The organism is Arthrobacter sp. JDC6 (genome assembly GCF_056484025.1).
In genome coordinates, this window is record NZ_CM151278.1 from 230,611 (window position 1) to 255,833 (window position 25,223).

At 65.1% G+C, this 25,223-nt stretch carries 20 protein-coding genes; 12 read left to right on the forward strand and 8 right to left on the reverse strand.

The genetic code is table 11. The annotated features are described in order from the left end of the window. Positions 1-2: 2 nt before the first annotated feature. From ACV095_RS01085 to ACV095_RS01095, 3 genes are read right to left on the reverse strand one after another with little or no spacing between them, the layout of a single operon-like run. Complete coding sequence (locus ACV095_RS01085) at positions 3-1,787, reverse strand: ABC transporter permease (RefSeq protein ID WP_478222712.1); 1,785 nt, start codon at positions 1,785-1,787, stop codon at positions 3-5. Continuing rightward, positions 1,784-2,881 carry an ABC transporter ATP-binding protein gene (locus ACV095_RS01090; protein WP_478222713.1) on the reverse strand — a complete coding sequence of 366 codons (1,098 nt, stop codon included), beginning with the start codon at positions 2,879-2,881 and terminating at the stop codon, positions 1,784-1,786. Before ACV095_RS01090 ends, ACV095_RS01085 begins: the two co-directional genes overlap by 4 nt. Positions 2,882-2,920: 39 nt before the next feature. Further along, positions 2,921-4,012, reverse strand: a complete 1,092-nt coding sequence (locus ACV095_RS01095) for a PrpF domain-containing protein (protein WP_478222714.1) — start codon at positions 4,010-4,012, stop codon at positions 2,921-2,923. Positions 4,013-4,333: 321 nt separating this feature from the next. Between ACV095_RS01095 and ACV095_RS01100 the strand changes: the two genes are divergently transcribed. The 5 genes from ACV095_RS01100 (at position 4,334) to ACV095_RS01120 (ending at position 10,078) form a co-directional block, all read left to right on the forward strand. Continuing rightward, entirely contained in the window at positions 4,334-5,002 is a 669-nt protein-coding gene (locus ACV095_RS01100) for a GntR family transcriptional regulator (protein WP_478222715.1), read from the forward strand. Positions 5,003-5,121: 119 nt separating this feature from the next. Beyond that, positions 5,122-6,585 carry an FAD-dependent tricarballylate dehydrogenase TcuA gene (gene tcuA, locus ACV095_RS01105; protein WP_478222716.1) on the forward strand — a complete coding sequence of 488 codons (1,464 nt, stop codon included), beginning with the start codon at positions 5,122-5,124 and terminating at the stop codon, positions 6,583-6,585. Positions 6,586-6,626: 41 nt separating this feature from the next. Beyond that, positions 6,627-7,262 (forward strand): GntR family transcriptional regulator, encoded by a 636-nt coding sequence (locus ACV095_RS01110; RefSeq protein WP_026266199.1) that lies wholly within the window; start codon positions 6,627-6,629, stop codon positions 7,260-7,262. 327 nt (positions 7,263-7,589) lie between these two features. Then, positions 7,590-8,501 (forward strand): intradiol ring-cleavage dioxygenase, encoded by a 912-nt coding sequence (locus tag ACV095_RS01115; RefSeq protein WP_478222717.1) that lies wholly within the window; start codon positions 7,590-7,592, stop codon positions 8,499-8,501. A gap of 116 nt (positions 8,502-8,617) precedes the next feature. Next, complete coding sequence (locus ACV095_RS01120) at positions 8,618-10,078, forward strand: polysaccharide deacetylase family protein (protein ID WP_478222718.1); 1,461 nt, start codon at positions 8,618-8,620, stop codon at positions 10,076-10,078. A gap of 78 nt (positions 10,079-10,156) precedes the next feature. Here the strand turns inward: ACV095_RS01120 and ACV095_RS01125 are convergent, their stop codons facing one another. Next, positions 10,157-11,383, reverse strand: coding sequence for an ROK family transcriptional regulator (locus ACV095_RS01125; RefSeq protein ID WP_478222719.1), 1,227 nt, complete (start codon positions 11,381-11,383; stop codon positions 10,157-10,159). Positions 11,384-11,647: 264 nt separating this feature from the next. Here ACV095_RS01125 and ACV095_RS01130 point away from each other — a divergent pair, with 264 nt between their 5' ends. Genes ACV095_RS01130 through ACV095_RS01150 form a run of 5 tightly spaced genes read left to right on the forward strand, consistent with a single transcriptional unit; the run spans position 11,648 to position 17,033 of the window. Further along, positions 11,648-12,937 (forward strand): extracellular solute-binding protein, encoded by a 1,290-nt coding sequence (locus ACV095_RS01130; RefSeq protein ID WP_478222720.1) that lies wholly within the window; start codon positions 11,648-11,650, stop codon positions 12,935-12,937. 19 nt (positions 12,938-12,956) lie between these two features. Continuing rightward, on the forward strand, positions 12,957-13,877 hold the full coding sequence (locus ACV095_RS01135) for a carbohydrate ABC transporter permease (protein WP_478222721.1): 921 nt from the start codon (positions 12,957-12,959) through the stop codon (positions 13,875-13,877). After that, the gene (locus tag ACV095_RS01140) at positions 13,874-14,743 is read left to right on the forward strand and encodes a carbohydrate ABC transporter permease (protein ID WP_387451262.1); all 870 of its coding nucleotides are present in this window, start codon (positions 13,874-13,876) and stop codon (positions 14,741-14,743) included. The genes ACV095_RS01135 and ACV095_RS01140 overlap by 4 nt, the downstream gene beginning before the upstream one ends. Next, positions 14,743-15,822 (forward strand): ABC transporter ATP-binding protein, encoded by a 1,080-nt coding sequence (locus ACV095_RS01145; RefSeq protein ID WP_478222722.1) that lies wholly within the window; start codon positions 14,743-14,745, stop codon positions 15,820-15,822. Before ACV095_RS01140 ends, ACV095_RS01145 begins: the two co-directional genes overlap by 1 nt. Positions 15,823-15,824: 2 nt before the next feature. Next, positions 15,825-17,033, forward strand: a complete 1,209-nt coding sequence (locus ACV095_RS01150) for a CehA/McbA family metallohydrolase (protein ID WP_222430057.1) — start codon at positions 15,825-15,827, stop codon at positions 17,031-17,033. Positions 17,034-17,090: 57 nt separating this feature from the next. On the opposite strand, the gene ACV095_RS01155 is transcribed toward ACV095_RS01150, so the two are convergent. From ACV095_RS01155 to ACV095_RS01165, 3 genes are read right to left on the reverse strand one after another with little or no spacing between them, the layout of a single operon-like run. Then, positions 17,091-19,814: a glycoside hydrolase family 38 N-terminal domain-containing protein gene (locus ACV095_RS01155; protein ID WP_478222723.1), complete on the reverse strand. Its 2,724-nt coding sequence runs from the start codon at positions 19,812-19,814 to the stop codon at positions 17,091-17,093. Further along, positions 19,811-20,944 carry a Gfo/Idh/MocA family protein gene (locus tag ACV095_RS01160; protein WP_478222724.1) on the reverse strand — a complete coding sequence of 378 codons (1,134 nt, stop codon included), beginning with the start codon at positions 20,942-20,944 and terminating at the stop codon, positions 19,811-19,813. The genes ACV095_RS01155 and ACV095_RS01160 overlap by 4 nt, the downstream gene beginning before the upstream one ends. Next, on the reverse strand, positions 20,944-21,849 hold the full coding sequence (locus ACV095_RS01165; protein ID WP_478222725.1) for a TIM barrel protein: 906 nt from the start codon (positions 21,847-21,849) through the stop codon (positions 20,944-20,946). The genes ACV095_RS01160 and ACV095_RS01165 overlap by 1 nt, the downstream gene beginning before the upstream one ends. Positions 21,850-22,004: 155 nt before the next feature. Between ACV095_RS01165 and ACV095_RS01170 the strand changes: the two genes are divergently transcribed. Beyond that, positions 22,005-22,184: a hypothetical protein gene (locus tag ACV095_RS01170; RefSeq protein WP_478222726.1), complete on the forward strand. Its 180-nt coding sequence runs from the start codon at positions 22,005-22,007 to the stop codon at positions 22,182-22,184. A gap of 379 nt (positions 22,185-22,563) precedes the next feature. On the opposite strand, the gene ACV095_RS01175 is transcribed toward ACV095_RS01170, so the two are convergent. Next, the gene (locus ACV095_RS01175) at positions 22,564-23,667 is read right to left on the reverse strand and encodes a LacI family DNA-binding transcriptional regulator (protein ID WP_235509817.1); all 1,104 of its coding nucleotides are present in this window, start codon (positions 23,665-23,667) and stop codon (positions 22,564-22,566) included. A 167-nt stretch (positions 23,668-23,834) separates the two neighbouring features. Between ACV095_RS01175 and ACV095_RS01180 the strand changes: the two genes are divergently transcribed. Beyond that, positions 23,835-25,187, forward strand: a complete 1,353-nt coding sequence (locus ACV095_RS01180) for an NAD(P)H-dependent oxidoreductase (protein WP_018769920.1) — start codon at positions 23,835-23,837, stop codon at positions 25,185-25,187. Positions 25,188-25,223 lie beyond the last annotated feature (36 nt).

Here is a 25,223-nt window from a genome sequence, read left to right on the forward strand (position 1 = left end):
GGTCAGTTCTTGGTCTTGCGTTCGCCGCCGACTTTTTGGGCGATGACGGCGAGGATTCCGATGACGAGGCAGTACAGGACGCTGACGGCGGCAGCTGCCTGGCTCTGGCCGTTGTCGAAGTTGTCGAACACGAGGATGGACAGGATCCGGGTGTTCGAGGTGAAGAGGAAGATGGAGGCGCTGAGCTCACGCATGGACAGCATGAGGAACAGCAGGAACGAGGACATGATGCCGACGCGCATCAGGGGCAGGGTGACGTCCAGGACGGACCTGGTCCGTCCGGCGCCGAGCATGACCGCGCTGTCCTCGAGGTCCTGGTCCATCTGGAGCATCGATGCGGAGACGCCGCGGTAGCCCTGGGGCATGAACACTGCAACGCAGGCGACGGCGAGGATCGCCAGGGTGCCGTAGATGGGCAGGGGCAGCAGCAGCCAGGTCCAGAGCAGTCCGATGCCCATCACGATGGCGGGGACGGCAAGGGGGGTCATGGCGACCAGTTCGATCAGCCGTCCCACCTTGGACTTGGTGCGGTAGCGGATGTAGGAGGCGATGAAGCTGAGGGTGGTGCCGGCGAATGCCGCGATCAGGGCCACCAGGACGCTGTTCTTGAGGGCGAGCTGGAAATCGTTGGATCCGAGGACTTCGATCAGCTTGGCGAAGCTGAGGGAATTGGCCTCCAGCAGCTGCGACATCGAGGACACGAAGGGGGTGGCCTGCATGGACGCGGCGAGCAGTGCGAGCATGGGCAGGACGACGGACACGGCGAAGTAGGCCAGGGCCAGGATGGTGAAGGGCCAGCGCATCTTGCGCAGCGGCACCTGCCGGGGACGGTTGCCCTTGCCGGTCATGGTGGTGAATTTGCGCTTGTTGATGATGCGCTGCTGGATGAGGGTCACGGCCATCAGCGCAACGGTCAGGATCACGGCGACGCTGGCAGCCTGGTTGCTCTTGGCCGGAGTGGCACTCATGAGGCGGTAGATATAGGTGGGCAGCGTGTCCACGCCGGCGGGGTTGCCGATGACCTGGGCCACGGGGAAGTTTTCCATCGTCAGCGCGAAGACCAGGACGGCGGAGCCCAGGATGGCCGGCAGGGCCAGGGGCAGGGTGACGGTCCGCAGCATGGTGCGCAGCGGGGCCCCGTGGACGGTGGCAGCCTCTTCGAGGTCGGCGTTCATCATCGACAGCGAGCTGTGCAGCAGCAGGAAGGCGTACGGGGCGTAGAAGATTCCCAGCACGAACACCAGGCCCGGGAGGCTGTAGATGTTGATGGCGGCGTCAATGCCCAGGTCGCGGAGGAAGATGTTGATGTAGCCGGCGCTGGGCGAGCAGAGCAGGGACCAGGCCAGGGCGCCCACCAGGGCGGGGATGAACATCGGCGCCATGCCGATGAAGAAGATGAACTTCCGCCACGGCGCATCGGAGCGGGCGCACACGAAGGCCAGGAATGCGCCGATCAGCAGGGCGATGAGTGCCGAGCCTGCGCCGACCATGAGCGAGTTGACCAGGGCCCCGAGTGCTTCCGGGGTGGCCAGCAGCGCCAGGTTGGACAGCGTCAGGCCGCCCAGGGAGATGCTGCCCGGCCGGGGAACGCTGTCCGAGAACGCGGCGAGCAGGACCAGGGCAAGGGGGAGGACGATGAGGACGCCGAGGATCACCAGGACGATCAGGCCCGGCGTGTTCTTCCGGAGGCCGGCAAGGGTCCGGGCAGAGCGGTAGTTCCGGGGTTCGGGCTTCGGTGCCAGGCGGGCCTCGGCGCGGCTGGCCGCCTCGGTGGTCTTGAGGCTCATGCGAGGACCTCAGCCGGCAGGATCTGGACTTCGCGGGGGTTGACGGTGACCCACACGCGGTCCCCCACCTTGTGCTGTTCGCCGCGCCTCAGCCCGCCCAGTGCGTCCAGTTCGGGCCCGGATTCCAGCTGGATCGCGTACCGGATGTCGTTCCCCTGGAAGCCCGCCACGCGTACCGTCCCCGGCCACGAGTTGGGGTGTTCGGTGGGCATGGCGGTGATCTGCAGGTCCTCGGCCCGGATGCAGACCTTGGGGGATGCGCCCGCATCACTGGCCTGCTGCGCCGACTGGATGGTGAGCTCACTGTTGGCGATGCGTGCCGTGGTGGCGCCGGTGGCCTTGCCCTCCGGGGTGCAGTCCATGATGTTGGAAACACCCAGAAAGTGGGCGATCGAGGCGCTGGCGGGTGCCTCGTACATGTGCTGCGGGGCGCCCATCTGCACAATCCGGCCGCCCTGGAGCAGGGCGATGCGGTCTGCCAGGGCGAAGGCTTCGTGCTGGTCGTGGGTGACGTACACGCAGGTGAGCCCCAACTGGAGCTGGATCTCACGCAGTTCAACCCGGAGCCGGTCACGCAGGCGGGCGTCAAGGTTGGAGAGCGGTTCGTCGAGCATGAGCACGCTGGGCCGCATGACCAGGCTGCGTGCCAGGGCGACGCGCTGCATCTGGCCGCCGCTGAGCAGGCTGGCGCCGCGGTCGGCGTAGGGCTCCAGGCCGACCAGCGTGAGCGCCTCCATGACGCGCTCATCGATTTCGCTCTTGGAGAGCTTCTTCTGCTTGAGCGAATAGGCAACGTTCTGGGCAACCGTCATGTGCGGCCATACCGCGTAGGACTGGAAGACCATGCCGACGTTGCGCTTGTTCGGGGGCAGGTTGATGCCCTTTTCGGAGTCGAAGACCACAACGTCGTCGATGATGATCCGCCCCGAGGTGGGCTCCTCCAGGCCGGCGATGCAGCGCATCGTGCTGGTCTTGCCGCAGCCCGACTGGCCCAGGAGGACCAGTGCCTCGCCGTCTTCAATGTCGAGGTTGAGGTTTTCGATGGCAGTGAAGCTTCCGTACTTCAGCTGCAGGTTTTGAATGCTGATTTTCATGGCTGATTCCTTGGGCTGGGTTTTCCTGTAGAGGTTTCTTCAGTCACTTGGCACCAGGATGGTGCTTTCGCTGATGACGCGGGCCGAGCGTTGAAAGGAGACTTCAGCGGGATCGGCTGCATCCAATGCCAGCGCCGTCTTGCCTTTCAGTAAGTGGATAAAGAGTCCGGCCTCCGCCGCCGGAACCACGTTGCGCTGCACCACGCTGCCTGCGGTCCCCGAAGCAGCCGCGACGGCGACCGCGCTGGTGAGGCCGATGGCGGGGTGCAACGCGCTCATCGAGATCATCCGGGCCGAAACGCCGGTTGCGCCTGCGGGCGGAGGCCCCACGACGCCAACCTGCGGAATGGAGCTGAGGTTCTGCGGCAGCCCCATCCGGCGTGCGGCCGCAGCGCGCAACTGCGGAGCGATCCGGACCAGTGCCTCCAAGGCTTCCTCGCTGGCGGTTGCGTCCAGCCCCAGGTCCTGTGCGGCAAAGAGTGCAGCCGGGGCGCCCGCGTCGATCAGTGTCGCCTGGTACCGCTTCCCGTCGACCTCGATGTCATCCGTGGGGTTGCCTGTGGGGAACTGTGCACCGTAGCTGGACCAGGAGGACTTCTGGAAGATGACGTCGATGGGGACGCCGGGGTAGTGCTGGCCGTCGAGGCGCCGCCCGCCGTAGGCCGGTACCTGCGCCCCCGGTGTGGGGATCTCGCAAACGAGGCGCAGCCCGGTCACGGTGTTCAGGATGGGGACCCGGGTGACTTCCCCGGTGGGAGCGACCAGCCCGGCATGGAGCGCGTAGAGGCCCAGCGCTGTTGCGCAGTTGCCGCAGTTGCTGGCCCACTCGACTGCCGGCTTGTCGATGGCCACCTGGGCGAACCGGTAGCGGACCGTTCCGTCCCGGTCGGTGCCGGCCACGGTGATCGCCTTGCTGGTGGTGGACGAGGCGCCGCCTACTCCGTCGATCTGGCGGAGATCCGGCGAACCGAAGGTGCGGATGAGGAGACGGTCCGTCTCCAGGGCGTCAGCCGGAAGGTCCTCGTCCCGGAATATCCAGCACTTGCTGGTGCCCCCACGGACGAGGGTGGCCGGCACCGGGGTGACCGGGAGGGTGCCGGCGTGCGGCTCTTCCCTGAATAGAAGCGTCATTGGTTCTCCTGAAAATCCCCGGGCTACCGTGTGCAGCCGCCGGATGAATGTTCAAAGCTGAGCAAACCGGAATCCGGTAATTACCCTGCTGTATGGCGTTGGTCACAAACGGTATACCGTTGATATGACTTAAGCAACAGTCTTCAAAAGATGAATACCGAAAGGGGAGTGTGGGTGCCCGGTGCTTTTGGGGAGAGTGTGCGGAATATCGGCACGGTGTTCACAGCCCGCCGGAACGGTATGCAGTGCGCTAGAATTGCGGCTAAAGGTATGGCGCCGGCGCGTCCTGCCGCTTGTTTGCATGAAGACCGGAGGCCGCCCGTGGCGTCGCAACCAGAGACAAGCCCCTACCTGATGATCAGGAACGCCATCATCTCGCAGGAGCTGCCTCCCCGTGCCCAGCTCGTTGAAAGCGCCCTGGCCAAGAAGTACAACGTCTCCCGGACGCCCATCAGGGAAGCCTTGCGGCGCCTCGAAACCGAAGGGCTCGTGGAGCGCTACGGTTCACGCATGCAGGTGCGGGAGTACCGCCCGGAGGAGATGCTGGACCTCTATGAGGTGCGGACCTTCCTGGAGGAGGCGGCCGCAAAAACTGCGGCTCTCCGGCACACGGACATGGACCTGATGCTGATCGACCGCGCGCACCAGGCCATGGTCACCCTTGATTTCGATGCTGCCACTCCGGCTGAACTGGCCGCCGCCAACCGCACCTTCCATGAGCGCATCTGGGCCGCCAGCCACAGCGCCGCCCTCCTTGACCTGCTCGACCGGATCCTGGTCCACTTCATCCGCTACCCCGGCACCACGCTCTCCACCAAGGAGCGCTGGGGCCGCGTGCTGAAGGAGCACGAGGAGCTGCTGGTTGCCATCCGCGCACGGAACGCGGAGGAGGCCGGCCGCATCGCCAGCGCCCACATGGACGAAGCAAAGAACATCCGCATCCAGATGTACATCGACGCCCAGGAAATCAGCCACCCGCGCCTGGGGTAGCCACCACCTCCGGCACTCACCCTCTCCTGCCATGCCCCCAAGCATGTGCCGCCACCCCATTGCATGCGACGGCATACTTATGTATACAATCGTGTACAGCGATGGAGCTGAGGAGATTGATGATGATCAAGAGCGACGTTTTGGTAGTGGGCGGCGGCAACGCCGGATTTGCGGCAGCACTTGCAGCCGCCGAGCGTGGACGCAAAGTTGTCCTGCTGGAAAAGGCGCGGGAAGCCGCCTCGGGCGGCAACAGCTTCTACACCGCCGGTGCCACGCGCATCTCCCACGACGGGCTCCAGGAGCTCATCGAATTCGTGGAACCGGATGAGCGGCACGCCGCCAGCGAAGTCCCCGCGTACGCCGCTGCCGAATACCTTGCCGATCTGTCCAAGGTCTCTGAAGGGCGCAACGACCCCGAACTGTCCGCAGTCCTGGTCAACGAAAGCAACCCGACCTTGCGCTGGCTTCAGGGCATGGGACTCAAATACCGCCTGATGTACGAACGCCAGGCGTACCGGACCCAGGACGGCGGGTATCTGTTCTGGGGCGGACTGCACGTGGGCAACGTGGGCGGCGGCAAGGGACTCATGGCCGACCACCGCGCCGCCGCAGAGCGCATGGGCGTGGAGGTTATCTATGATTGCGCAGCCACCGGACTGGTCCAGGAGGACGGCCGCGTGTGCGGGGTCCGGTACCGCAGCTCATCCGAAGAAGGTGAGCTCCGGGCCGAGTCGGTCATCCTCGCCTCGGGAGGGTTCGAAGCCTCGCCTGAACTGCGCCGCCGGCACCTGGGGGAGGGCTGGCAGAACGCGAAGGTACGCGGCACGCCGGGCAACACGGGGGAGATGATCCTCGCTGCGCTGGATGCCGGGGCGGCCAGGGGCGGCGATTGGTCCACGTGCCACAGCGTGGCCTGGGACGCCTGGCACCCGGAGAACGAGAGCAACCTGGCGCTCACCAACCAGCTCACCCGCGGCGGGTACCCGCTGGGCATCGTGGTGAACAGCGACGGGAAGCGGTTCGTGGACGAGGGCGCCGACTACCGCAACTACACCTACGCGAAGTACGGCCGGGACATCCTTGCCCAGCCGGGATCGGCTGCCTTCCAGATCTTTGACGCTTCTTCCCGCCCCATGCTGCGCGCCGAGGAGTACGACATGCCGGGCGTCTCGGTGGTCACCGCTCCAACCCTCGCCGAGCTGGCCCAAAAGGCCGGTATCAGCCCCGAGGGTTTGGAGGAGACGGTGCACAACTTCAATGCTTCGATCACCGGCAGCTCGCCCTTCGACCCCAACGTCAAGGACGGACGCCGGGCCGACACCCAGCCGCCGAAGAGCAACTGGGCCCGCAGCATCGCCACCGGCCCGTTCTACGCTTTCCCGGTGACCTGCGGCATCACCTTCACCTTCGGTGGCCTCAAGACGGACACCTGGGGCCGCGTGCTCACCGAAGACGCGGAGCCGCTCGAAGGGCTGTATGCCTGCGGCGAAGCGCTGGGCGGACTGTTCAGCGGAAACTACCCCGGCGGCTCCGGGCTTGCGGCGGGCGCCGTCTTCGGCCGCCGTGCCGGCTCCATCGCCTAGGCAACCCAGCAGCCCCCACCAGCAACGGAAAAGAGGAAAAAGTGGCCAGTCCCATCCATCAGCGGCTTCGCGAGGATGTTCTCGCGAGTGTCTTTGCGCCTGACGAGCCGCTCACGGAGGCGAAGCTCACTGAGCGGTACGGGGCATCCCGGACACCTGTGCGGGAGGCGCTGCAGCGGCTGGAACAGGACGGGCTGGTGGAACGGCGCGGCAAGGCGGTGGTGGTCCGTACGCATTCAGCCGAGGAGATCATCGACATCTACGAGTCGAGGATCATCCTGGAGCAGGCCGCCGCGGCCAAGGCTGCCGTCAAGGCAACCGCCCTGGACCGCCAGCTGCTCACGGGGCTGCTGGCGCAGATGCAGCAGCTGGATCCCAATGATGGCCGGGCGCTCGCGGAAACCAACCGCGCCTTCCATGCCCAGCTGTGGCACGCCACCCACAGCCCGTCGCTGATCGGACTGCTGGAACGCCTTGACCAGCAGGTGCGCCGGTACACCCTCACCACCCTGACCTACCCGGGAAGGTGGCCGGTGGTGCTGGCGGACTACGCCGAGCTGCTGGACGCCATCGGGGACGGCGACTCCGAGCGCGCGGGTGAGATCGCCGCCCGCCACATGTCCGACGCCTTGAACATCAGGCTGAAGATGTACGCCGACGATCCCAGGACGCTCTAGGCCGCCGGCGACCGCGGGCGTCCGCACCAGACCCGCCGGCAGATGTTCCTGCATACTCCATCGCAACAGGAAACCCGAAAGTCGGGCGCAGGGCATCAGCCGGTGCAAAGAGGCGGGGCAGGCTCCAATGGGCCTGCCCCGCCTCGCTTTTCCGCGCCTTATGCGCCGGGCCGGCTTCGCTGGAACGGACGACGACGGCGCCGGGCGAGTGCCGCCGTCGTACTATCTGCGGGGCTGGTTTCCTGCGGGGAAGCGTGCGTCCGGACGCACAGGAACGGCACAGCAGCAACCGGCCCACGGCATAGCCCCGTGCGGTTTCGTTGCATCATGACCACTTCACGCACACCCCGCCAGCCCGACCTTGACCAGCCGCACCCCGACCACGACCGGGGGCTGGAGTTCGACTTGAACACCCTGGTAAGCCGCAGGTCCCTGGGACTGTTCCTGGGCGCAGGCGGTGCTGTGGCCGCGCTCGCCGCCTGCACGCCGGCCGGAACCTCTGGCTCTGTCTCCCCGGCATCAAGCACGGCGGCGGCCGCCACATCCTCCGCGTCTGCCACGACCACTGACTCCGCCGTCACTCCGACGCTGACCAGGGTCATCGCCGAGTGCGGCGTGGAAATCCCGCAGGAGACCGCAGGCCCCTATCCGGGGGATGGCTCCAACGGACCGAATGTCCTGGAGGCATCCGGGGTGGTGCGGAAGGACATCACGTCGAGCTTCGGGACTGCCTCCGCAAAGGCGGAGGGCGTTCCGCTGACCTTCATCCTGACCCTCCTGGACAACGCCAAGGGCTGCACCCCGATGGCCGGTGCCGCGGTGTACGCCTGGCACTGCGACCGGGACGGAAAATACTCGATGTACGACTCGAGCCTGAAGAACGAGAACTACCTGCGCGGCGTGCAGGAAGCCGACGCCAACGGGCAGGTCACGTTCACGTCGATCTTCCCGGCCGCCTACTCCGGGCGCTGGCCGCACATCCACTTCGAAGTGTTTGAGTCCATGAACAATGCCACCGCCGCCGGGCAGGTATTGGCCGTCTCCCAGATCGCGCTGCCGCAGGCGGCCTGCGACGACGTGTACGCCACCCCCGGGTACGAGCGCAGCGTCGCGAACATGACCCGCACAACGCTCAAGTCGGACAACGTGTTCGGGAACGACGGCGGCATCTACCAGCTGGCAACGATGACCGGTTCCGTCGCTGCCGGCTACACAGCGGGACTCAACGTGACAATCTAGGCTGCCGCAGCTCCCCGGTTCCAGGCAACTGCCTCCGGTTTCGTCATGTGGGCCTGGTAGTAAGGGACAATCGAGAGGTCAACACCTGAGGAGCGTGCGGATCGATGGGGCTGGGTATGGGGCGCACCCGCGGGAGCGTGGCTGTTGCCTGCCTGCGTTTGTTCGTTGCCTCGCTCTGCGCAGCGGCGGTGTTGGCCAGCGGTGCTGGCAGTGCGGTGGCCCCTTCCCTGCTGCAGCCCCATGACCGGGTTTCCAGCCAGCCGCGGGTGGTGCCGATGCCACCGCCATTGTCGGACGTGCTGGATCAGCCGGCCGCTGTCCCGGGTGGCTACCCGATGGCCTTGACGGCCCAGGTGGGAAACCACCACGTCCACGCGTCCTGGACCTACGTTGACGGGCTGCCCGCCTTCAACGCCCAGATTGACTCGTGGCTGCTGGGACTCCTGGATGCGGCGGCTCCGGCGGGTGGCCGCTACCGGCCCGCGATGGCACTGAATGCCGGCCAGCACCAGGGCCGGGAAATGGTCATTTCGGCCAAACCCGTCCAAGCCAAGGGCAATGAGCTTGTGGTCCGTCAAAGAGTGTCGGACACCGGGCCGGAGGGAGTCAGTGCGATGGCGTCCGCCACCGTTTATGTCGACCTGGCCTCCGGCGCGGTCCGGAGCGGAACCGACCTGCTGAGGCCTGAGTCCATCCCCGCCATGCAAGCACGCGCGGCGGGCATCCCTGCCGACATCGCGGCCCGCGCCCCTCAAGGAATCCCGACCGACCTTGTCCTCAGTCCGGAAGGCGAACTGACCGTCTCCGCAGGGCAGCCCGGCATGACCGGCCGGGAGGTGACGGCCACGATGAATGCCGCGGACACGGCTGCTGCCCTCAGCGATTACGGCCGCCAGGTGCTGGGGCAGCTGAACGCCGCCGCAGCACCGCGCCCGGCCAGCGCCCCGGCCCACAGGCACGTGAACTGCGATATTGTCCCGTGCGCTGCACTGACCTACGACGACGGGCCCGACCCCCGCACCACGCCCCAGTTGCTGGACATCCTGAAGGCCAACGACGCGCAGGCCACGTTCTTCATGACCGGGTCCAACACCACCGCCAACCCGGCCACCGCCAGGCAGGTTGCCGAGGCCGGGTACGCAATAGGCAACCACACCTTCAGCCACCCCTACCTGACCAAGCTGTCCCCGCCCGCGATCAGGAAAGAGATGGACCGGACGGATGCCGCGATCCTGGCCGCCACGGGTTCCACTCCCACCATGATGCGTCCGCCGTACGGTGCGGCCGATGCCGCGGTCCAGGCGGCTGTGGGCAAACCATTGATGATCTGGGCCGTGGACTCGCTGGACTGGCAGAGCAAGAATCCGGCGGCCTTCGTGCCCAAGGTGCTGAAGGAGATCACGCCCGGGGCGATGGTGCTCATGCATGACGTCCAGCCGTCGACAATATCCGGGCAGCAGGAACTGATTTCCGGCCTGCAGGGGCAGGGTTACAAGCTGGTGTCCGTCCCCCAGCTCTTCGAGGGAATTCCGCTGCTGCCCGGGCACGTTTACCGGTCCCGGCCCGCGCGGCCGTAGGCGGTCTACCGGCCTTCCGGCCGCGTTGAGCAGGATGCCGTGACGGCGGGCGAAGGGGCGCTGCCCGACCTGACGGGGTCATTCCAGCAGCAGGCCTCCGGACCGGGGTGCCAGCACATGGTCAAGGACGATGCAGGCGGCTCCCACGGCCGTGATGTCCTCGCCCAGAACCGATCCCACAAGCTCCACTTCGTGGATCATTCCCATGGCCAGACGGTTGGCAAGGGCGGCGTGAAGCACCTCCAGGTAGCGGGTTCCCACCGGGGGCCAGGACGGGCCGCCGAATACGATGCCATCGACGTCGAGCAGGTTGGCGATATCCTCGACGGCGCGGGCAAGGCGGTCCGCCGCTTCCTGGAGGAGAGACGAGGCACTTTGGTCTCCGGCATCCGCCAACGCCGCCAGCTTGTGGAATTGGTCGGTGATTTGGCGCAGATCCGCCTGGTCGACGGGGCCTTGGAGGATGCCGTTGCCCACGGCGTCGTTGACCAGCTCGACGGGCATGATGGATATGCCCAGGCAGCCCTTGCGTCCGCAACCGCACAGCCGGCCTCCCTCACCGGTGGAAAAGTGTCCGATCTCGCCCACGTTGTTCGAAGATCCGCGCACCACTTCGCCGTTCATCACCACGGCGGCGCCGACGCCGCTGCCGAGGTAGACGAAGGCAAAATTCTGGTCTGATCTCTTGTCCCGCACCCATAATTCGGCGTGGGCTGCCGCGGCTGAGTCCTTGTCGAGGAAGACGGGAAGCCCGGTCGCCTTCCCGAGCGATTCCCGCAATTCCACGCGTTCCCAGCCGGTAAGCATCGGCGGTCCAACCACGGCTCCCTGATCGAATTCGATGGGGCCGGGCGCGGCGATGCCTACGCCCAGAACACGCGTCCGGGGTATTTCCGATTCGCTGATCAGATCTTCAACGGCAGCCGCAATCCGTGCCACGGTTTCTTCCGGTCCGGCAACGGCCACGACCGGAAGGTGTTTGCGGTGCACCACCGCACCTGCCAGGTCCAGCAGCACGAACGTGAGCATAGATGGATCCAAGTGGGCCCCCACCGCATATTTGCTCTTCGGATCAATGGTCAGCGTGGTTCGCGGCTTGCCCTGCGGGACGTGCACTTTTCCGCTCTCCAGGATCAGTCCCAGGTCCAGCAGCCGCCGCGCGATGTTGGACACCGTCTGCGTGGACAGGCCCGTTGCACCGATGAGTTCCACCCGGCTCATCCCCGATTCCGAGCGGCGCACGAGGTCCAGTACAACGGCCTGATTGAAGGCGCTGACACGCTCCAGATTCGATCCGCGAGGCATCCAAACTCCCTAACTCAATTTATTTGACTAAGCCCAATCCTAGACTATAGTGGCCTGTATCACAGGCTGTCTGTTAGTTCGGACACTCCAACAAGTAGCTTCGCAGAGGCGGAGCTCTGTCTCCCAAAGGGATCCCCTGATATAACTAGGACGAGATTTTTTGCGGCTGCAGCAGGTCTGCTCGCGGGCACCGTTGCCCTGAGCGCCTGCGGCAGCTCATCTGCACCATCCCAGGCCACCGACCAGAACGCGGACGCCAAGGAGGTGACGCTGACCATCACCGCCAACTCCATCTCGGGTGGGAAAAACGCTGCCGGCGCCGACTGGATCACCAACTACGTCATCCCTAAGTTTGAGGAGGCGGAAAAGGCCAAGGGCGTCACAGCCAAGGTCAACTTCCAGCCCAACGGCGTGGATGACCAGGCCTACAAAACCAAAGTCTCCCTGGACCTTTCCACGGGCCAGGGCGCGGACGTCACGTCCATCGACGGAATCTGGCTGGGAGAGTTCGCAGACGCCGGGTACATCAGTCCCCTTGAGGACATTGTGGGCAAGGACAAGGTCCAGGCGTGGGACGGGTGGAAGCAGATCAAGCCCGCGGTTCAGCAACTCACTACCTACGAGGGCAAGCAATACGGCGTTCCGGACGGCACGGACGGCCGAGTCATCTATTTCAACAAGACCCTTTTCGCCCAGGCGGGCCTGCCCGCTGACTGGCAGCCCAAGAGCTGGGACGACATCCTCGATGCCGCCCGCAAGCTCAAGAAGCTTCCGGACGTAACGCCCCTGCAGATCAACGCGGGCAAGGCCATGGGAGAAGCGGCAACCATGCAGGGGTTCCTCCCGTTGCTGCAAGGTACAGGCCAGCCGATCAACAAGGACGGCAAGTGGCAGGGCAACAGCCAAGGCGTCCAGGACGTGCTCAACTTCTACTCGAAGGTCTACGGCTCGGAGCAGCTGGGCGATCCCCTGCTCCAGCAGGATGCCAAGGGCAGGGACAAGTCCTTCCAGGAATTCTCGCAAAACAAGTTGGGCATCCTGATCGAAAGTGACTACCTATGGCGCTCGGTGATCAACCCCGTAAAGGGTGTGTCCCCCATGGCCAACCGGGACAGCGCAGTGGGATGGGCCAAGATCCCGGCCCAATCGTCCGGCAAGGGCCCCAACGGCGCTGACTTTGTCAGCATGTCCGGCGGTTCGGGCGAAGTCATCAACCCCAAGACGAAGTACCCGCAGCAGGCGTGGGAACTGCTGCAGTTCATGTCGTCCGCGGACGCGATCAAGGCACGCATCGGGTCAACTCCCCAGATCTCGGCCCGGGACGATGTCAACGGAGAAATCCTCAAGGCCGACCCGCTGCTGAACTTCATTTCCACCGAGGTCCTGCCCGTGACAGCGTTCCGTCCCGGACTTGCGGACTACACGCAGGTTTCGGCTGCACTGCAGGACGCCAGCGGGATGGTGGCCTCGGGCAAATCGGCCGCGGACGCAGGCAGCTCGTATCAGAAGGCGTTGGAGGGAATCGTCGGTGGTAGCGACAAAACCTTCAAGTGACTTAACTGTGGAGGCCCCGGTGACCGCTCCAGCAGCGGGCACCGGGCCCTCCCGGGGAGTCGCAGACGACGGTGACGTAGCAGGCCTGGGCAAAGCGAGGGCAATGGCCTTCCTGGCCCCGGCCCTGCTCCTGATCTCGCTGTTCCTCGTCTTCCCCGCCCTCTGGACGCTCTACCTGGGCCTGACGAACTACCGCCTCAGCGGGTCAGCGGCCAAAAACCCGCAGTTCGTCGGCATAGACAACTACATCAGTGCGCTCTCCGACGACCGGTTTTTCAACTCCCTGGGGCTGACGCTGATCTTCGTGTTCGGGTCTGCCGTCATCGGACAGTCCGCGCTGGGGTTCGCCATTGCCTGGACCATGACCAGGGTCAGGACATCGGTGCGGGCCGTCGTCGAGTTCTTCGTGCTGCTGGCCTGGATCATTCCCAGTTCGGTCACCACCTTCCTGTGGTACGCAATGCTGGACCGCAGCGACGGAACCCTGAACGCAATGCTCTCCACGGGCAACACCGCCTGGCTTCTCGATTACCCGCTGCAGAGCATCATTGTGTTCAACACCTGGGTAGGCACGGCCTTCTCAATGCTCCTCTTCAGTTCCGCCCTGGCTTCGGTGCCGCCGTCCCAGCTGGAGAGCGCGCGCATGGTCGGGGCCGGTGCCTGGGCACAGTTCCGCGATGTGGTGTTCCCACACATCCGTGGACACGTCCTGACCAACACGCTGCTCATCACGCTCTGGACATTCAATACCTTCACCCCCTACCTGCTCACGGCGGGCGGACCCGATGACCGCTCCAACATCCTGCCGATCTTCATCTACCGGTTGGCCTTGAACGACGGAGCACTCGGGCAGGGCTCGGCGATCTCACTGATCATGATCATCATCAACCTGGTCATCGCCACCGTTTACCTGCGCCTGCTGAAGGAGAGGAAATCATGACCGCCGTGACTGGATCCAAGCGAACCGCCAACGGTGAGAGCCGTCAAATGCTCAGGCACTTCCTCGGGCTGATGGGCAAGAGCGTCTTCACGGCCCTGGTCCTGGCGTTCTTCGTCATCCCTGTCCTGTGGCTCGTCTTCGCACCGTTTGACGCCCACCCGGGCCTGAACGTGAAGCTGCCGGAGTTCACCTTCAACAACTTCAAGATCCTGTTCGACAACCCGACCGCCATCGCCTCACTGGGAAACTCACTGATCCTGGCCCTCGGTTCGATGGTGGTGGTGCTGGTCCTCGGATCGCTCGCGTCCTACTCGCTGTCACGGGTAAAAATCCCCGGCCGTGACCTGCTGCTGTACACCCTGCTGCTGCTCTCGTCCATCATTACGGGCACCGCGGCGATGGTGCCCACGTTCCTGTTGATGGTGAAGCTGGGGCTCATCGATTCCCAGTTCGGCGTGATCCTCGTGCTCAGCGGCGGCATCCTCCCCACAGTGATCTTCATCCTCAAGGACTTCATGGACTCAACCCCCAAGTCCTACGAGGAATCGGCCCGCCTGTACGGGGCCAAGCCGTTGCGGATCCTGTGGGACGTCGTCATTCCGCTGGCCCGGCCCGGGCTCGCCACCATCGCCGTCTGGGCTGTCGTCCAGGTCTGGGGCAACTTCCTTGTTCCCTACATCCTGCTGCGGTCACCGTCCAAGTCGCCCGCGTCCGTGGTGATGTACACCTTCTACACCGAAGGCGGCCAGCCGAACCTCGCCCTGATTTCCGCCTTCTCACTGCTCTTTTCAATCCCCGTCGTGGCAATGTACTTCTTCGTCAACCGGCGCTACGGGTTCCGCTTCCATGGAGGTATCAAAAGCTAATGGCCAGCATCACCACCAGCTCCCTGATCAAGGAGTATCCCGGCGGAGTCCGCGGTGTGGACGAAATGGACGTCACCATCCACGATGGCGAGTTCTTCGCCCTGCTGGGTCCATCCGGCTGCGGAAAGACCACCCTGCTTCGCACCATCGCCGGCCTGGAGAAATCCACGTCCGGCAGCATCAAAATCGGCGAGCGGGAAGTCACCAACATGGAACCGGGACAGCGCCGCGTCGCCATGGTATTCCAGGACTATGCGTTGTTTCCGCACATGTCCATTGCCGACAACATCGCCTACCCGCTGAAGATCCAGAAGGTCGCCAAGCCCGAAAGGCACTCACGGGCCGAAGAAGTCGGCGACAAACTGTCCCTCCAAGGCTTGCTGGAGCGCCGGCCCGGCCAGCTTTCGGGCGGCCAGCAGCAACGCGTCGCCCTGGCCAGGGCAGTGACCAGCCGCCCCGACGTCTTCCTGTTCGACGAACCCCTGTCCAATCTTGACGCCCGCCTCCGGCTCGAGGCCCGGACCTTCCTGAAAAAGCTCCAGCTGGACCTCGGCGTCACCACCGTGTTCGTCACCCACGACCAAGCCGAAGCACTCGCACTCGCAGACCGGATCGCGATCATGCGCTCGGGCAAGATGCAGCAGCTTGGAACGCCGCGGGAGGTCTTCCAGCGTCCGGCCAACACCTTTGTGGCCTCGTTCGTCGGCTCAACCTCCATGAACCTGCTCAAGGGCACCGTGGGCGACCACACGGTGACGATCGGCAGCCAGCAGGTGCCCCTGCCCACCGATGCCGTAGGCAGGGTGGCCGAGGGCCAGGACGTCACGTGGGGAGCCCGGCCGGAATACCTGGGCATATCCACCGGCGCGGCCCCCGGCAGCCTGGAGGGAACGGTCACCGTCTCCGAGAACCTGGGCGCCTCCGCCCTGATAACGGTGGAACTGGCGGACAGCGGGGAACCCGTCCAGGTGGTGGTCAGTGAGGACCATGAGCCCGGAATCGGAACGCGCGTATGGGTCACGTTCGAGCCCCGGCGGACGCTGCTGTTCGATGCCGAAGGCCTGCGGATCGGAGACTGACGGTGCGCATCAGCCGGGCGCTGACCCCGGATGACCGGGCAGCGAACCTGTACTTCGATGTTCCTTTCGAGGTGGGACGCTGCGAATCCTTGGAAGTACTCCTGGACTACGACAGGTCCCGGGCGGTCGTTGATCTGGGCTGCATGGGCCCCGACGGGTGGCGGGGTTGGTCCGGCGGAGCCAAGACGCGCTTTGTCATCGGCAGGACCGCGGCGTCCACGGGATACTGCCCGGGGGAGCTTGAAACCGGAGTGTGGAAGGTGGTTCTGGGCCTTCACCAGATTCCGGCGGAGGGTGTCACGGTCGAGTTGACCATCAATACGCCGGCAACGGGGACCGTGGAACCCGAGCCGCCTGCCACCGCGCCGGTCAACACAGTCCCGGCCAGCCGCCGTCGAACCATCCCTGCCGCGGCAGGGATGCGGTGGCTTGCCGGGGACTGCCATGCACACAGCCTCCATTCCGACGGCAGCCTCTCCCTCCGGCAATTGGCGGGAGAGGCTGCACGGAACGGGCTGGACTTCCTGGCCGTGACCGATCACAATACCGTCAGCCATCACCCGCACCTGCAGGGCGTGGGCAATGAGTATGGCATCGCGCTTCTGCCCGGACAGGAAGTCACCACCGTCCGCGGCCACGCGAACGCCTACGGCCGCATCAACTGGGTGGATTTCCGGGACCACCCTGACGCCTGGCTTGACCAGGTTGAAGGCGACGGCGGATTCCTGTCCATTAACCACCCGGTAGCCACCGATTGCTCGTGGCAATGGCAGTTGTCCCGGAAGCCTACCCACGCCGAAATCATGCATGAAACCTGGCTGCCCAACCGGCGCGACACCAGCATCTGGGCGTGGTTGAGCGCCTGGGGCGAGCCGGTTATTCCTCTCGGTGGCGGAGACTTCCACCGGCCGGAGGACGGCCATCCCACCGGATTGCCCACCACCTGGGTGCAGTCCGCGGACCCGTCGGAAGAAGGACTGCTGGCGGCGCTCAAGACCGGGCCGACAGCACTCAGTATGGGAATCGACGCGCCGCTCCTGCTGCGCGTCGACGGCGAACTGCTCGCCATCGACGCGGAAGGGACCATCCTGGTGGACTTTGAAGGCCGCCGTCAGCTCATCCGCGATCCCTATGCAACCATCGACGCCCAGGGAGCCGGCCCGTACCGGCTCGAAACGTCGGACCGCCGGATCCTCGCCCTCACCACATAGCCTGACCACGCAGATACGCCCCGCTTCTGGTGAAGCGGGGCGTATCTGTTGCCGTAATTAAGTCCTGGGGGTCAGGCGCAGTGTGCGGATCTCCCACGGATCCAGCTCGAACTTGTACTCACCGTCAGCCGGTTCCGCTGCCAACGTCCGGCCTGTCAGGTCAACGGTGGACACGCCGCTGAAGGGGCCGGTGACGACGCCACCGGTGGGCTGTTCGGCCAGCAGGACAACACGGATTTCGACGTCGTTGCCCACCTGGCGCATGCTGCTCAGCCGGATGCCGTCACCCCTGAGCCGCAGTCCTTCCGTGGGGTCCGGAACCGAGGGGCCCGGGGTGCCCCGGCCGCGTACGGCCAGACCGGGTGCGTTGAAGTGGTCCGCGAGCTGGACCGCGTCCGCGTTGCGGTAACCCTGGGCTGAGGCCATCACCGCGAATTCGACGTCCACCTGCGTACCTGCTTCTTCGGCGCCCGGGATGGGGATCTCTGAGGCGGCCGGTTCGTCACGCAGCGGGTGCACGTTGACGCTGATCGATCCCACGGCACGCAGCAGCGTCAGGGCCAGTTCCTTTCCCTCCACCACCTCATACTCTGTGGCGTCGTGCAGGAGCACGGTGGCTGGTCCCGCGGACACGAAGGTGTAGGCGGGGAACGTCGGAAGCGGAAATTCGCCGCCGCCGCCCTCTGCGGTAAGCGGACGGGCGGTGATGGCGAACTGGCCTTCCGACGCGGAGGATTCCACGGGGGACGGCAGCGGGAGGTGCATCCGCAGCCGGTGGTCTGCAGCCTCGTTCGTGAACTGGACGCGAAGTCTCAGGAACGGTTCCCCGCGGCGCAGTTCCACGAACGTGTGGACTGGAACGTCGACGGTGTCGTTGTCCCGGCTCCCCATGCTGCGGTCAAGGGAACGCGGCCAGGAGTAATGCCTGGTGACCTTGACGACTGCGCGCACGGGGCCGCGTTCGACAACCTCCAGGGCCACCCGGGAAGGCTCACTGACGATGCTGTCCATGGCCGGAGGGCCGTAGTTGTAGCTGTCCCCGCAGTCTCCGCCGTCAACCAGCCGTCCGATACCGTGCAGGACGGTGCCGTCCGCGCCGGTGAGGGTGATGTCCCCGTCCAGGCCGATGCGCGCCGAGACGAGTCCGTTGTCCAGGATGCCGTCGTCGCAGGATATGTGCTCCGGCTCGGGGCGCTCTGCCTGGAAGACCTTGAACGGGGTAATCCCCATGGCCGCGACGGGGACGTCCACTAGCACCCGGCGCCTTGGTTCGGCGACGATCCGGACTTTCCAGTCGCCCGGGTGGGCCTCGACGGCGGCTGCCAGTTCGGCTTTGAACGCGACGATGTCGAACACCGGGGCTGTGGGCACCTGGGCCACATCGAACTCGAGGGAATACGGCGCCACCCGGTACTGCTCGATGAGCTGGCCGAACAATTCGCGACCGTGGATGCGGTTCATCATGCGTTCCACCAGGACCGAGGCGTCCATGGTTTCATCACCGAGCATGGTGGGGGCGTGCCCGGTTTCCTGCACCGGCAGCAGGGTGCCATCGCCGGTCATGGCGGCCACCGGCATTCCTGCGTCCGGGGCGGGTACGTCGAGTTCGACCACCACGTTGCGGTCCGCGGCCAAGGTGTTGAAGGCCACGAACGCGTCGCTGGGGATGCTGCCGGCCACCGTGAGGGCCACTTCGTCCCGGGCGGCGCGGGCAATCTGGGCTGCCTCGTGCAGCCGGGCCTCTACCTGGCTGACGGTCTCATCGGTGCCGGAGCCCACCACGGAGTCGTGCGCGGTGGATTCGATGATGCGGCGCCAGGACATGCTGATGAAGGGCTCGAAGTCGACGCCCAGGTTGGATGCTGCCAGCCGTTCGGCGTCCAGGACCATGCGCTCGGCCGTGGCCATCGCGATCTTGAGGTTGCGGCGGATGGAGAAGACACCCGGAAGGATGTTGCCCCGGGCATGGGAGCGGAGTTCCCCGCGCACTGCCTCCAGGCGTTCATCGTCCGGGTCGTACGCCGACACGTAGTCCTCCAGCGTGCCGACGCGGATGGGGAAGGCGGATGAATTGTAGGTGTCCACGTGCCGCATCAGTGCCGTGTCGGGCGGCATATGGTCGGTGCCGACCATGCCCAGGATGGGGTCGCCGCGGTACCTTTCGGCGGTTTGTTGCCGGTATTCCCCCAATGCGTGCGGGATGTGTTCGGGAATGGCCAGGAGGTCCAGGGCGCTGCCGTATCCGTCGAAGAGGTATTCCACCCGGACGGATGATCCGTCTGGAGCTTCCCACCTGAACGAATGCCCGGAAACTTTTGATGGCACTCCACGCCAGAGGCAGGCGTGGGCGATGCCGGCCCGGGTAAGGATCTGCGGCATTTGGGCCACGTGGCCGAACATGTCCGGCAGGTAGCCCACGTTCATGTACCCGCCCAGCCGCCGGGCACCGTCCATGCCCATTTGGAGGTTGCGGATGATGGTCTCGCCCGAGCAGAGGAATTCGTCAAGCAGGATCTGCCAGGGGCCCAGGGCCAGTTGGCCGCTGGCCACCACGGCGCGGACCCGCTCTTCGTTTTCCGGCCGGATTTCCAGGTAGTCCTCGATGGCAGCCGTCTGGCCGTCAAGGGTGAACCGGAACCGCGGGTCTTCCTCCGCCATTTTCAGGACGGTGTCGAACATCTGGACAAGCTTGAAGCGGAACACCTGGAAGGGTTCGTACCACTCCCGGTCCCAGTGCGTGTGGGGCACCAGGACGATGCCAGTCTCCTCCGCCGGGCTCATGCCGAGGCCGCCTCTCCGCCGAGGGAGAACTGCATGGACCCGGCCAAGGCTGCGGCGATCAGCTGGGCAACCCTGACGTCCGCCTCACCTTCGGCGATCCCGGTGGGAGGCTTCTCTTGACCGTCCACCATCCGGTGGAAAGCGACGAGTTCCTGCTCAAACGCTTCCGTGACGTCGGCGGAAACGGAGTCGGACACCCCGCCGCCGGCTTTCTCGGTGATCTGCAGCCTGGTGGGGGCGTTGAGGAGGTAGGGGACGGTGAATTCCAGTTTTCCGCTGCCCGTGGTGTGGTGGACGGTCACGGTTTCGCGGTACACGGGGTAATCGGCCAGGTAATGCCAGTTGAAGTGCACGCGGACACCTTCGGCTGCTGTCGCAGCTATTTCGATGGACCCCGGGTCGTCCTGTTCCGCCCAGTAATGGACGGCATCAACTGCCTGCAAGGGGCCTACCAGCGCCCGCACTACCGCGATGTCATGAATCAGGCTGCCAAGGATGACGTTTGAGTAGAGCCGCCGCAGCAGGCCGGGGCTGTCTTTGCCCAGGGCTGCGTCCAGCTTTTGTTCGTCGGCTTCCACCAGCCCGGACAGCACGTCGGCGGGGACGTCCCGGGCTCCCGGGTGGAGGTTGGCGAAGGCCAGCTGCGCGGAGCCGGCAGGGTGGAGCACTTCCACGTTGACGTACCGCGTGTCTTTCAGGCCCGGCAACCGTTCCTTCAGGGTCACGACGGCGGGGTCGTACTCCTTCATATAGCCGAGCAGGAGCATAGGCCTGCCCTGGCCCTGCTCGGCTTTGCGCAGGAGTTCGATCTCGCCGAGGGAGAACGCCAGCGGCTTCTCGCACAGCACGGCCACCCCCGCTTCGATGCACTGCAGCGCCGGTTGGCCGTGGGATCCGGAAGTCAACAGCACGACGGCGTCCAGGTCCTCACCTTCCAGCATGTCGGCCAGGTTTTGGTACTGCTGTGTGGCCGGGATGCCGTATTGGGCGCCCACCCGGCCAAGCAGGGCGGGGGAGAGGTCTGCCACCGCAACAAGGTCGAACAGATCCCATCGCCTTGTGATCAGGGGAAGGTGCACAGACTGGGCAACGGCGCCCAATCCCACAACTCCGATTCGAAGCAAAGTCATTAGGGGATCCACTTTCTGAGTACGTTCCGGTTGATGGCATGGTGTTTGTCGGCAAGGTCGGGGTCGTCGTCAGGCTGGGGTATGGAGTCCTGCTCCAGCACCAGCCAGCCGTCATAGCCTGTCCGGACGAGGCCGTCCATGAACCCCTCCACGTCCAGGTCGCCGTCGCCCAAGGGCACGAACGCCTTCCCGGCCCAGACATCACGCATGTCCCCTTTGTCCCTGACCACGGCGCGCAGGACGTCGGCCCGGGCATCCTTGATGTGGACGTGGTTGATCCGTTCACCCCACAGCCCGAGGCTTTCCACCGGGTCACCGCCGCCAAGAATGAGGTGGCCGGTGTCCAGCGTGAGGCCCACGTCCGTGAGGTCGAGGAACCGTTCGATCTCCTCGGGCGTCTCCACGTGGGTGCAGGCGTGGTGGTGGAACGTGGGTTCAAAGCCGCGGTCCCTGACGAGGCGTGCCGCGGCGGCGATGTTCCGGGCCAGCGTGGCCCAGCCGCCGTCGTCGAGGGCCACGTCCGGGCCTCCACCCGGGTTGGACCGGCGACGGTCGGACCCGCTGTCCGCCAGGGTTGGCAGCGGTGGGTGACCCTGCACGCCATCAGAGGCTTCTTCGAAGACGTCGAGGGCTGCCGTGAGGGAGGGTACGGCGGCTGCGAAGGCGTCGTCGTCGGTGAAGGGAAGGTCGATCCAGCCGCCGGCGAGGGACAGGCCGTGCTGCTTCAACCGGCTGCGGAGTTCACCGTCCCGTCCGAGGAATCCGACCGGTCCCAGATCGATCCCCGTATACCCGTGTTTATTCAGAACCGCGCAGACCTCGTCCGGCCCGGGCAAGCGGCCTCCTGCCGTCGCGCCCAGGTCAAAGACGCCAAAACTCACGGGTGCACCCGCAACTCCGATCAAGGGAAACTCCTCGCAAGGCAAAAGGGAAAGTCGTGGTGGCCCCAGTGAGCCGGCAGCTTGAGCGGCCAGGAGGGACCAAGTCTGGACAAAAGTAATCTAGCCCACACTGGGCCACTAAATCAATTTAGTTGAGTAAGAGGTCTGGTGGCGGCCCGGTGACCACAAACAACGGCGTGAGTACCGTGGGCCGCCTATTCATCCTCGCCGTGGAGGCACCAATGGCCGACACTTCGAACAGCAGCACCGACTGCGAATTCCTGACCGTCTGGCGGGTGGCGGGAACCCCGCGGAAGGTCACGGACATCCTGGGCGATGCCGGCACGCTTCCCCGCTGATGGCCGTCGGTGTATCTGACTGTTGAGAAGTTGGATCCCGGGCAACCCGGACGGCACCGGGAAGGCGTTCTTCCTCCAAACCGCTGCTGCGGCGGCTGGGCTGGCTGCTCAAGCCGGCATTTGCCGCGAACCACCGGTGGGCGATGGCGCGCGGACAGGAGGCGCTGGCGCTGGAACTGCGCCGACGCCGGCCGGGCGCCGACCCAGCCAGAATCCCGCCGCCGGCTGGCCCCACGTTCGCACGCCTGTCCCGCTGGCAGCAGAAAGCTACCCACACCTGACGTGACCGGCTGGTTTTGCTGGAAGGTTCGACGACGGCGCCGGGTGAGTGCCGCTGTCGAACCTTCCATTGGAGGTGCTTCCGGGACCCTGCAGGCCTTTAGCGCGCGACCGGGGCGGTAACGGGCGCGCAGCTGTTGCGCGGCAGGTAGTCCGCTTTGACCTCGATGCGGCGGGCACCCTCCGGGAGCTTCCCCTGCATCCGTCCGAGCACCAGCTCGATGGCGTGAACGGCGAGCATGTCGAGCGGCTGGCGGATGACGCTCAGCGGGGGAGAGGTGAGCTCAGTCCAGGGATTGTCGTCAAAGACGATGAGCGAAAGCTGATCGGGGATGTCAGTGCCCATCTGGACGAGCCTGCGGACTGAACTTTGCACCTGTGCCGTGTTGGCAACGATGAGTGCTGTTGGCGGCTGGCGCATCGCAAGCAGCGATCCTACGGCGTCCCCGCCCGCGTCCCCGCGAAAAGGTACGTCACGTATCAGCGTGGGGTCTACTGGCAGGGAGGCGTTCCGGTGTGCAGCCCTGTAGCCGTTCAACCTCGCACTCCCGGTGGAGGTGGTAAGGGGGCCCGTGATCAGCCCGATCCGGGTATGGCCCAGGCTGATGAGATGCTCGGTTGAGCGTTGTCCCGAGTCAAAGTTTTCGATGCTGACAACATCGACATCTTCGAGTTCTTCGATGGCCCGGTCGATGAAGACGACATTGACGCCGAGGTCGCGCAGGCGCCTCCATTTTTCGATGTTGCCCCCGGTGGGAGTGGCAATGACGCCACTGACCGACCGGTCCAGCAACGTATCCAGGGAGTCCGCCTCCAGGTGCGGATCCTCCTGCGTGGTCATCAACACCACCTGCACGCCATGGCTGCGTGCCTCCCAGACGATCCTGTCCGCCAGGCGGGCGAAGAACGGATTGGAGAGATCGGTGACCACCAGGCCGATGGTGAGTGCATGCCCGGCGCTGAGTTCACGCGCTGCCGCCCTGGGCCGGTAACCCAATTCATCGATGACCCTCAAGACCTCTTGCCTCTTTGCGGGTGCGACCGGTCCCGACTCCGGGTTCAGTACCCGTGAGACCACAGAGACGGATACTCCCGCAGCAGACGCTACGTCGCGAATGGTAGGCGCTTTGCGCACCGCTCCTCCTTGAGACACAAGACCTTCGTGGTTATGACCTACGCGATTTCTTTCAGCCGTTTGATTCATGACGCCGGGCTGGAAGGTGATCGTTGACACAGCTTATCAGCAGCTGGTACAAAAGTGGAACCGGTTCCACTCCGGACGGTTTTCCCATAAAACGCGACAAAGAAGTTGTGCCATCCGGCAAGCCGGAGGTGCTTTTCTTTGGCCAAGCACCCCCTAGAGAGATTCCCGTGAACCTTCATAAACTCCTCAGCGAGCGTGAGCAGCAGTCCCGTCCCATCCGCGTTGGACTGATCGGCGCCGGCCGCTACGGGACCATGTACCTGGCGCAGGCCAACAACATCCCCGGCATCCACGTTGTTGCCATTGCCGACATCAACGTCAAGCGGGCGCAGGGGGCCTTCGAGCTGGTGGACTGGCCTGCCTCCCAGGTAGCTCCCGATATCGCTACGGCGCTGAAGGACCGCTCCACCGCCATCGTCGCCAACGCTGACGAACTGTTCGACGTGGACATCGACGTCATTGTCGAAGCCACCGGTAACCCGATCGTCGGCATCAAGCACGCCCTGAAGGCAATCGAAACCAAGAAGCACATCATCATGGTGACCGTCGAAGCTGATGCCCTTGCCGGCCCTGCGCTGGCCAAGCGGGCCGAGGAAGCAGGCGTGGTCTACTCCATGGCCTACGGGGACCAGCCGGCCCTCATCATGGAGCTCGTCGACTGGGCCCGCACCAGCGGCTTTGATGTGGTTTGCGCCGGCAAGGGCGCAAAATACCTGGAGCACTACCACGAGATGAACCCGGACAACGTCTGGGAGAACTGGGAGTTCTCCAAGGAATTGACCGACTCCGGCCAGCTCAACCCCTACATGCACACCTCGTTCCGCGACGGCACCAAGGCCGCCATCGAAATGGCGGCGGTGGCCAACGGCGCGGGGCTGGCCCCCTCCGATTCCGGCCTGAGCTTTACACCGGGCAACGTTGAAGAGATCGCCACCATCTGCCGCCCGGCCGCCGTCGGTGGATCCCTGGCCCACGAAGGAAGCGTCGACGTCATGTCCAGCGTGAACCGCGACGGCAGCTGGATCAGCCACAACACCCAGGAGGGCGTCTTCGTCGTCGTCAAGGCAACCAACAACTACGTTTCCGGCTGCTTCAACGAATACCCCTGGCACCCGGACCCCACCGGCCAGTACGCCGCCCTGTACCGCCCCTACCACTACGTAGGCCTCGAACTGAACATGTCCATCGCCAACGCAGCCCTCCGCGGCATCCCCACCGGCGGGCCCGTCGGCTTCTATGGCGATGTGGTCGCTACCGCCAAGAAAGACCTCAAGGCCGGTGAATTCCTCGACGGCGAAGGCGGCTTCACGGTGTGGGGCAAGCTGGTTTCCGCCAAGCACTCGGTCTCCACCGGCGCCCTCCCCGTCGCCCTGGCCCACCACGTGGAGCTGCGTAACGATGTGCCCAAGGGAGCGATCGTTGGTTGGGACGATGTCATCATTGATGACTCCCTGTCCCAAGCGCTGGAACTCCGCCGCGAAACCGAAGCGCTGATTTCCGCCCCCGTCACCGTCTCCTGAACCAGTACCACCGCATCCTTCCAATGAAGAAAGGCA

Excerpts from the sequence above, each read along its gene's own strand:
- ACV095_RS01085 (WP_478222712.1), bottom strand. The coding sequence starts at position 1,787 with ATGAGCCTCAAGACCACCGAGGCGGCCAGCCGCGCCGAGGCCCGCCTG.
- ACV095_RS01090 (WP_478222713.1), bottom strand. The coding sequence starts at position 2,881 with ATGAAAATCAGCATTCAAAACCTGCAGCTGAAGTACGGAAGCTTCACT.
- ACV095_RS01095 (WP_478222714.1), bottom strand. The coding sequence starts at position 4,012 with ATGACGCTTCTATTCAGGGAAGAGCCGCACGCCGGCACCCTCCCGGTC.
- tcuA (WP_478222716.1), top strand. The coding sequence starts at position 5,122 with ATGATGATCAAGAGCGACGTTTTGGTAGTGGGCGGCGGCAACGCCGGA.
- ACV095_RS01115 (WP_478222717.1), top strand. The coding sequence starts at position 7,590 with ATGACCACTTCACGCACACCCCGCCAGCCCGACCTTGACCAGCCGCAC.
- ACV095_RS01120 (WP_478222718.1), top strand. The coding sequence starts at position 8,618 with ATGGGGCGCACCCGCGGGAGCGTGGCTGTTGCCTGCCTGCGTTTGTTC.
- ACV095_RS01125 (WP_478222719.1), bottom strand. The coding sequence starts at position 11,383 with ATGCCTCGCGGATCGAATCTGGAGCGTGTCAGCGCCTTCAATCAGGCC.
- ACV095_RS01140 (WP_387451262.1), top strand. The coding sequence starts at position 13,874 with ATGACCGCCGTGACTGGATCCAAGCGAACCGCCAACGGTGAGAGCCGT.
- ACV095_RS01145 (WP_478222722.1), top strand. The coding sequence starts at position 14,743 with ATGGCCAGCATCACCACCAGCTCCCTGATCAAGGAGTATCCCGGCGGA.
- ACV095_RS01155 (WP_478222723.1), bottom strand. The coding sequence starts at position 19,814 with ATGAGCCCGGCGGAGGAGACTGGCATCGTCCTGGTGCCCCACACGCAC.
- ACV095_RS01160 (WP_478222724.1), bottom strand. The coding sequence starts at position 20,944 with ATGACTTTGCTTCGAATCGGAGTTGTGGGATTGGGCGCCGTTGCCCAG.
- ACV095_RS01175 (WP_235509817.1), bottom strand. The coding sequence starts at position 23,667 with ATGAATCAAACGGCTGAAAGAAATCGCGTAGGTCATAACCACGAAGGT.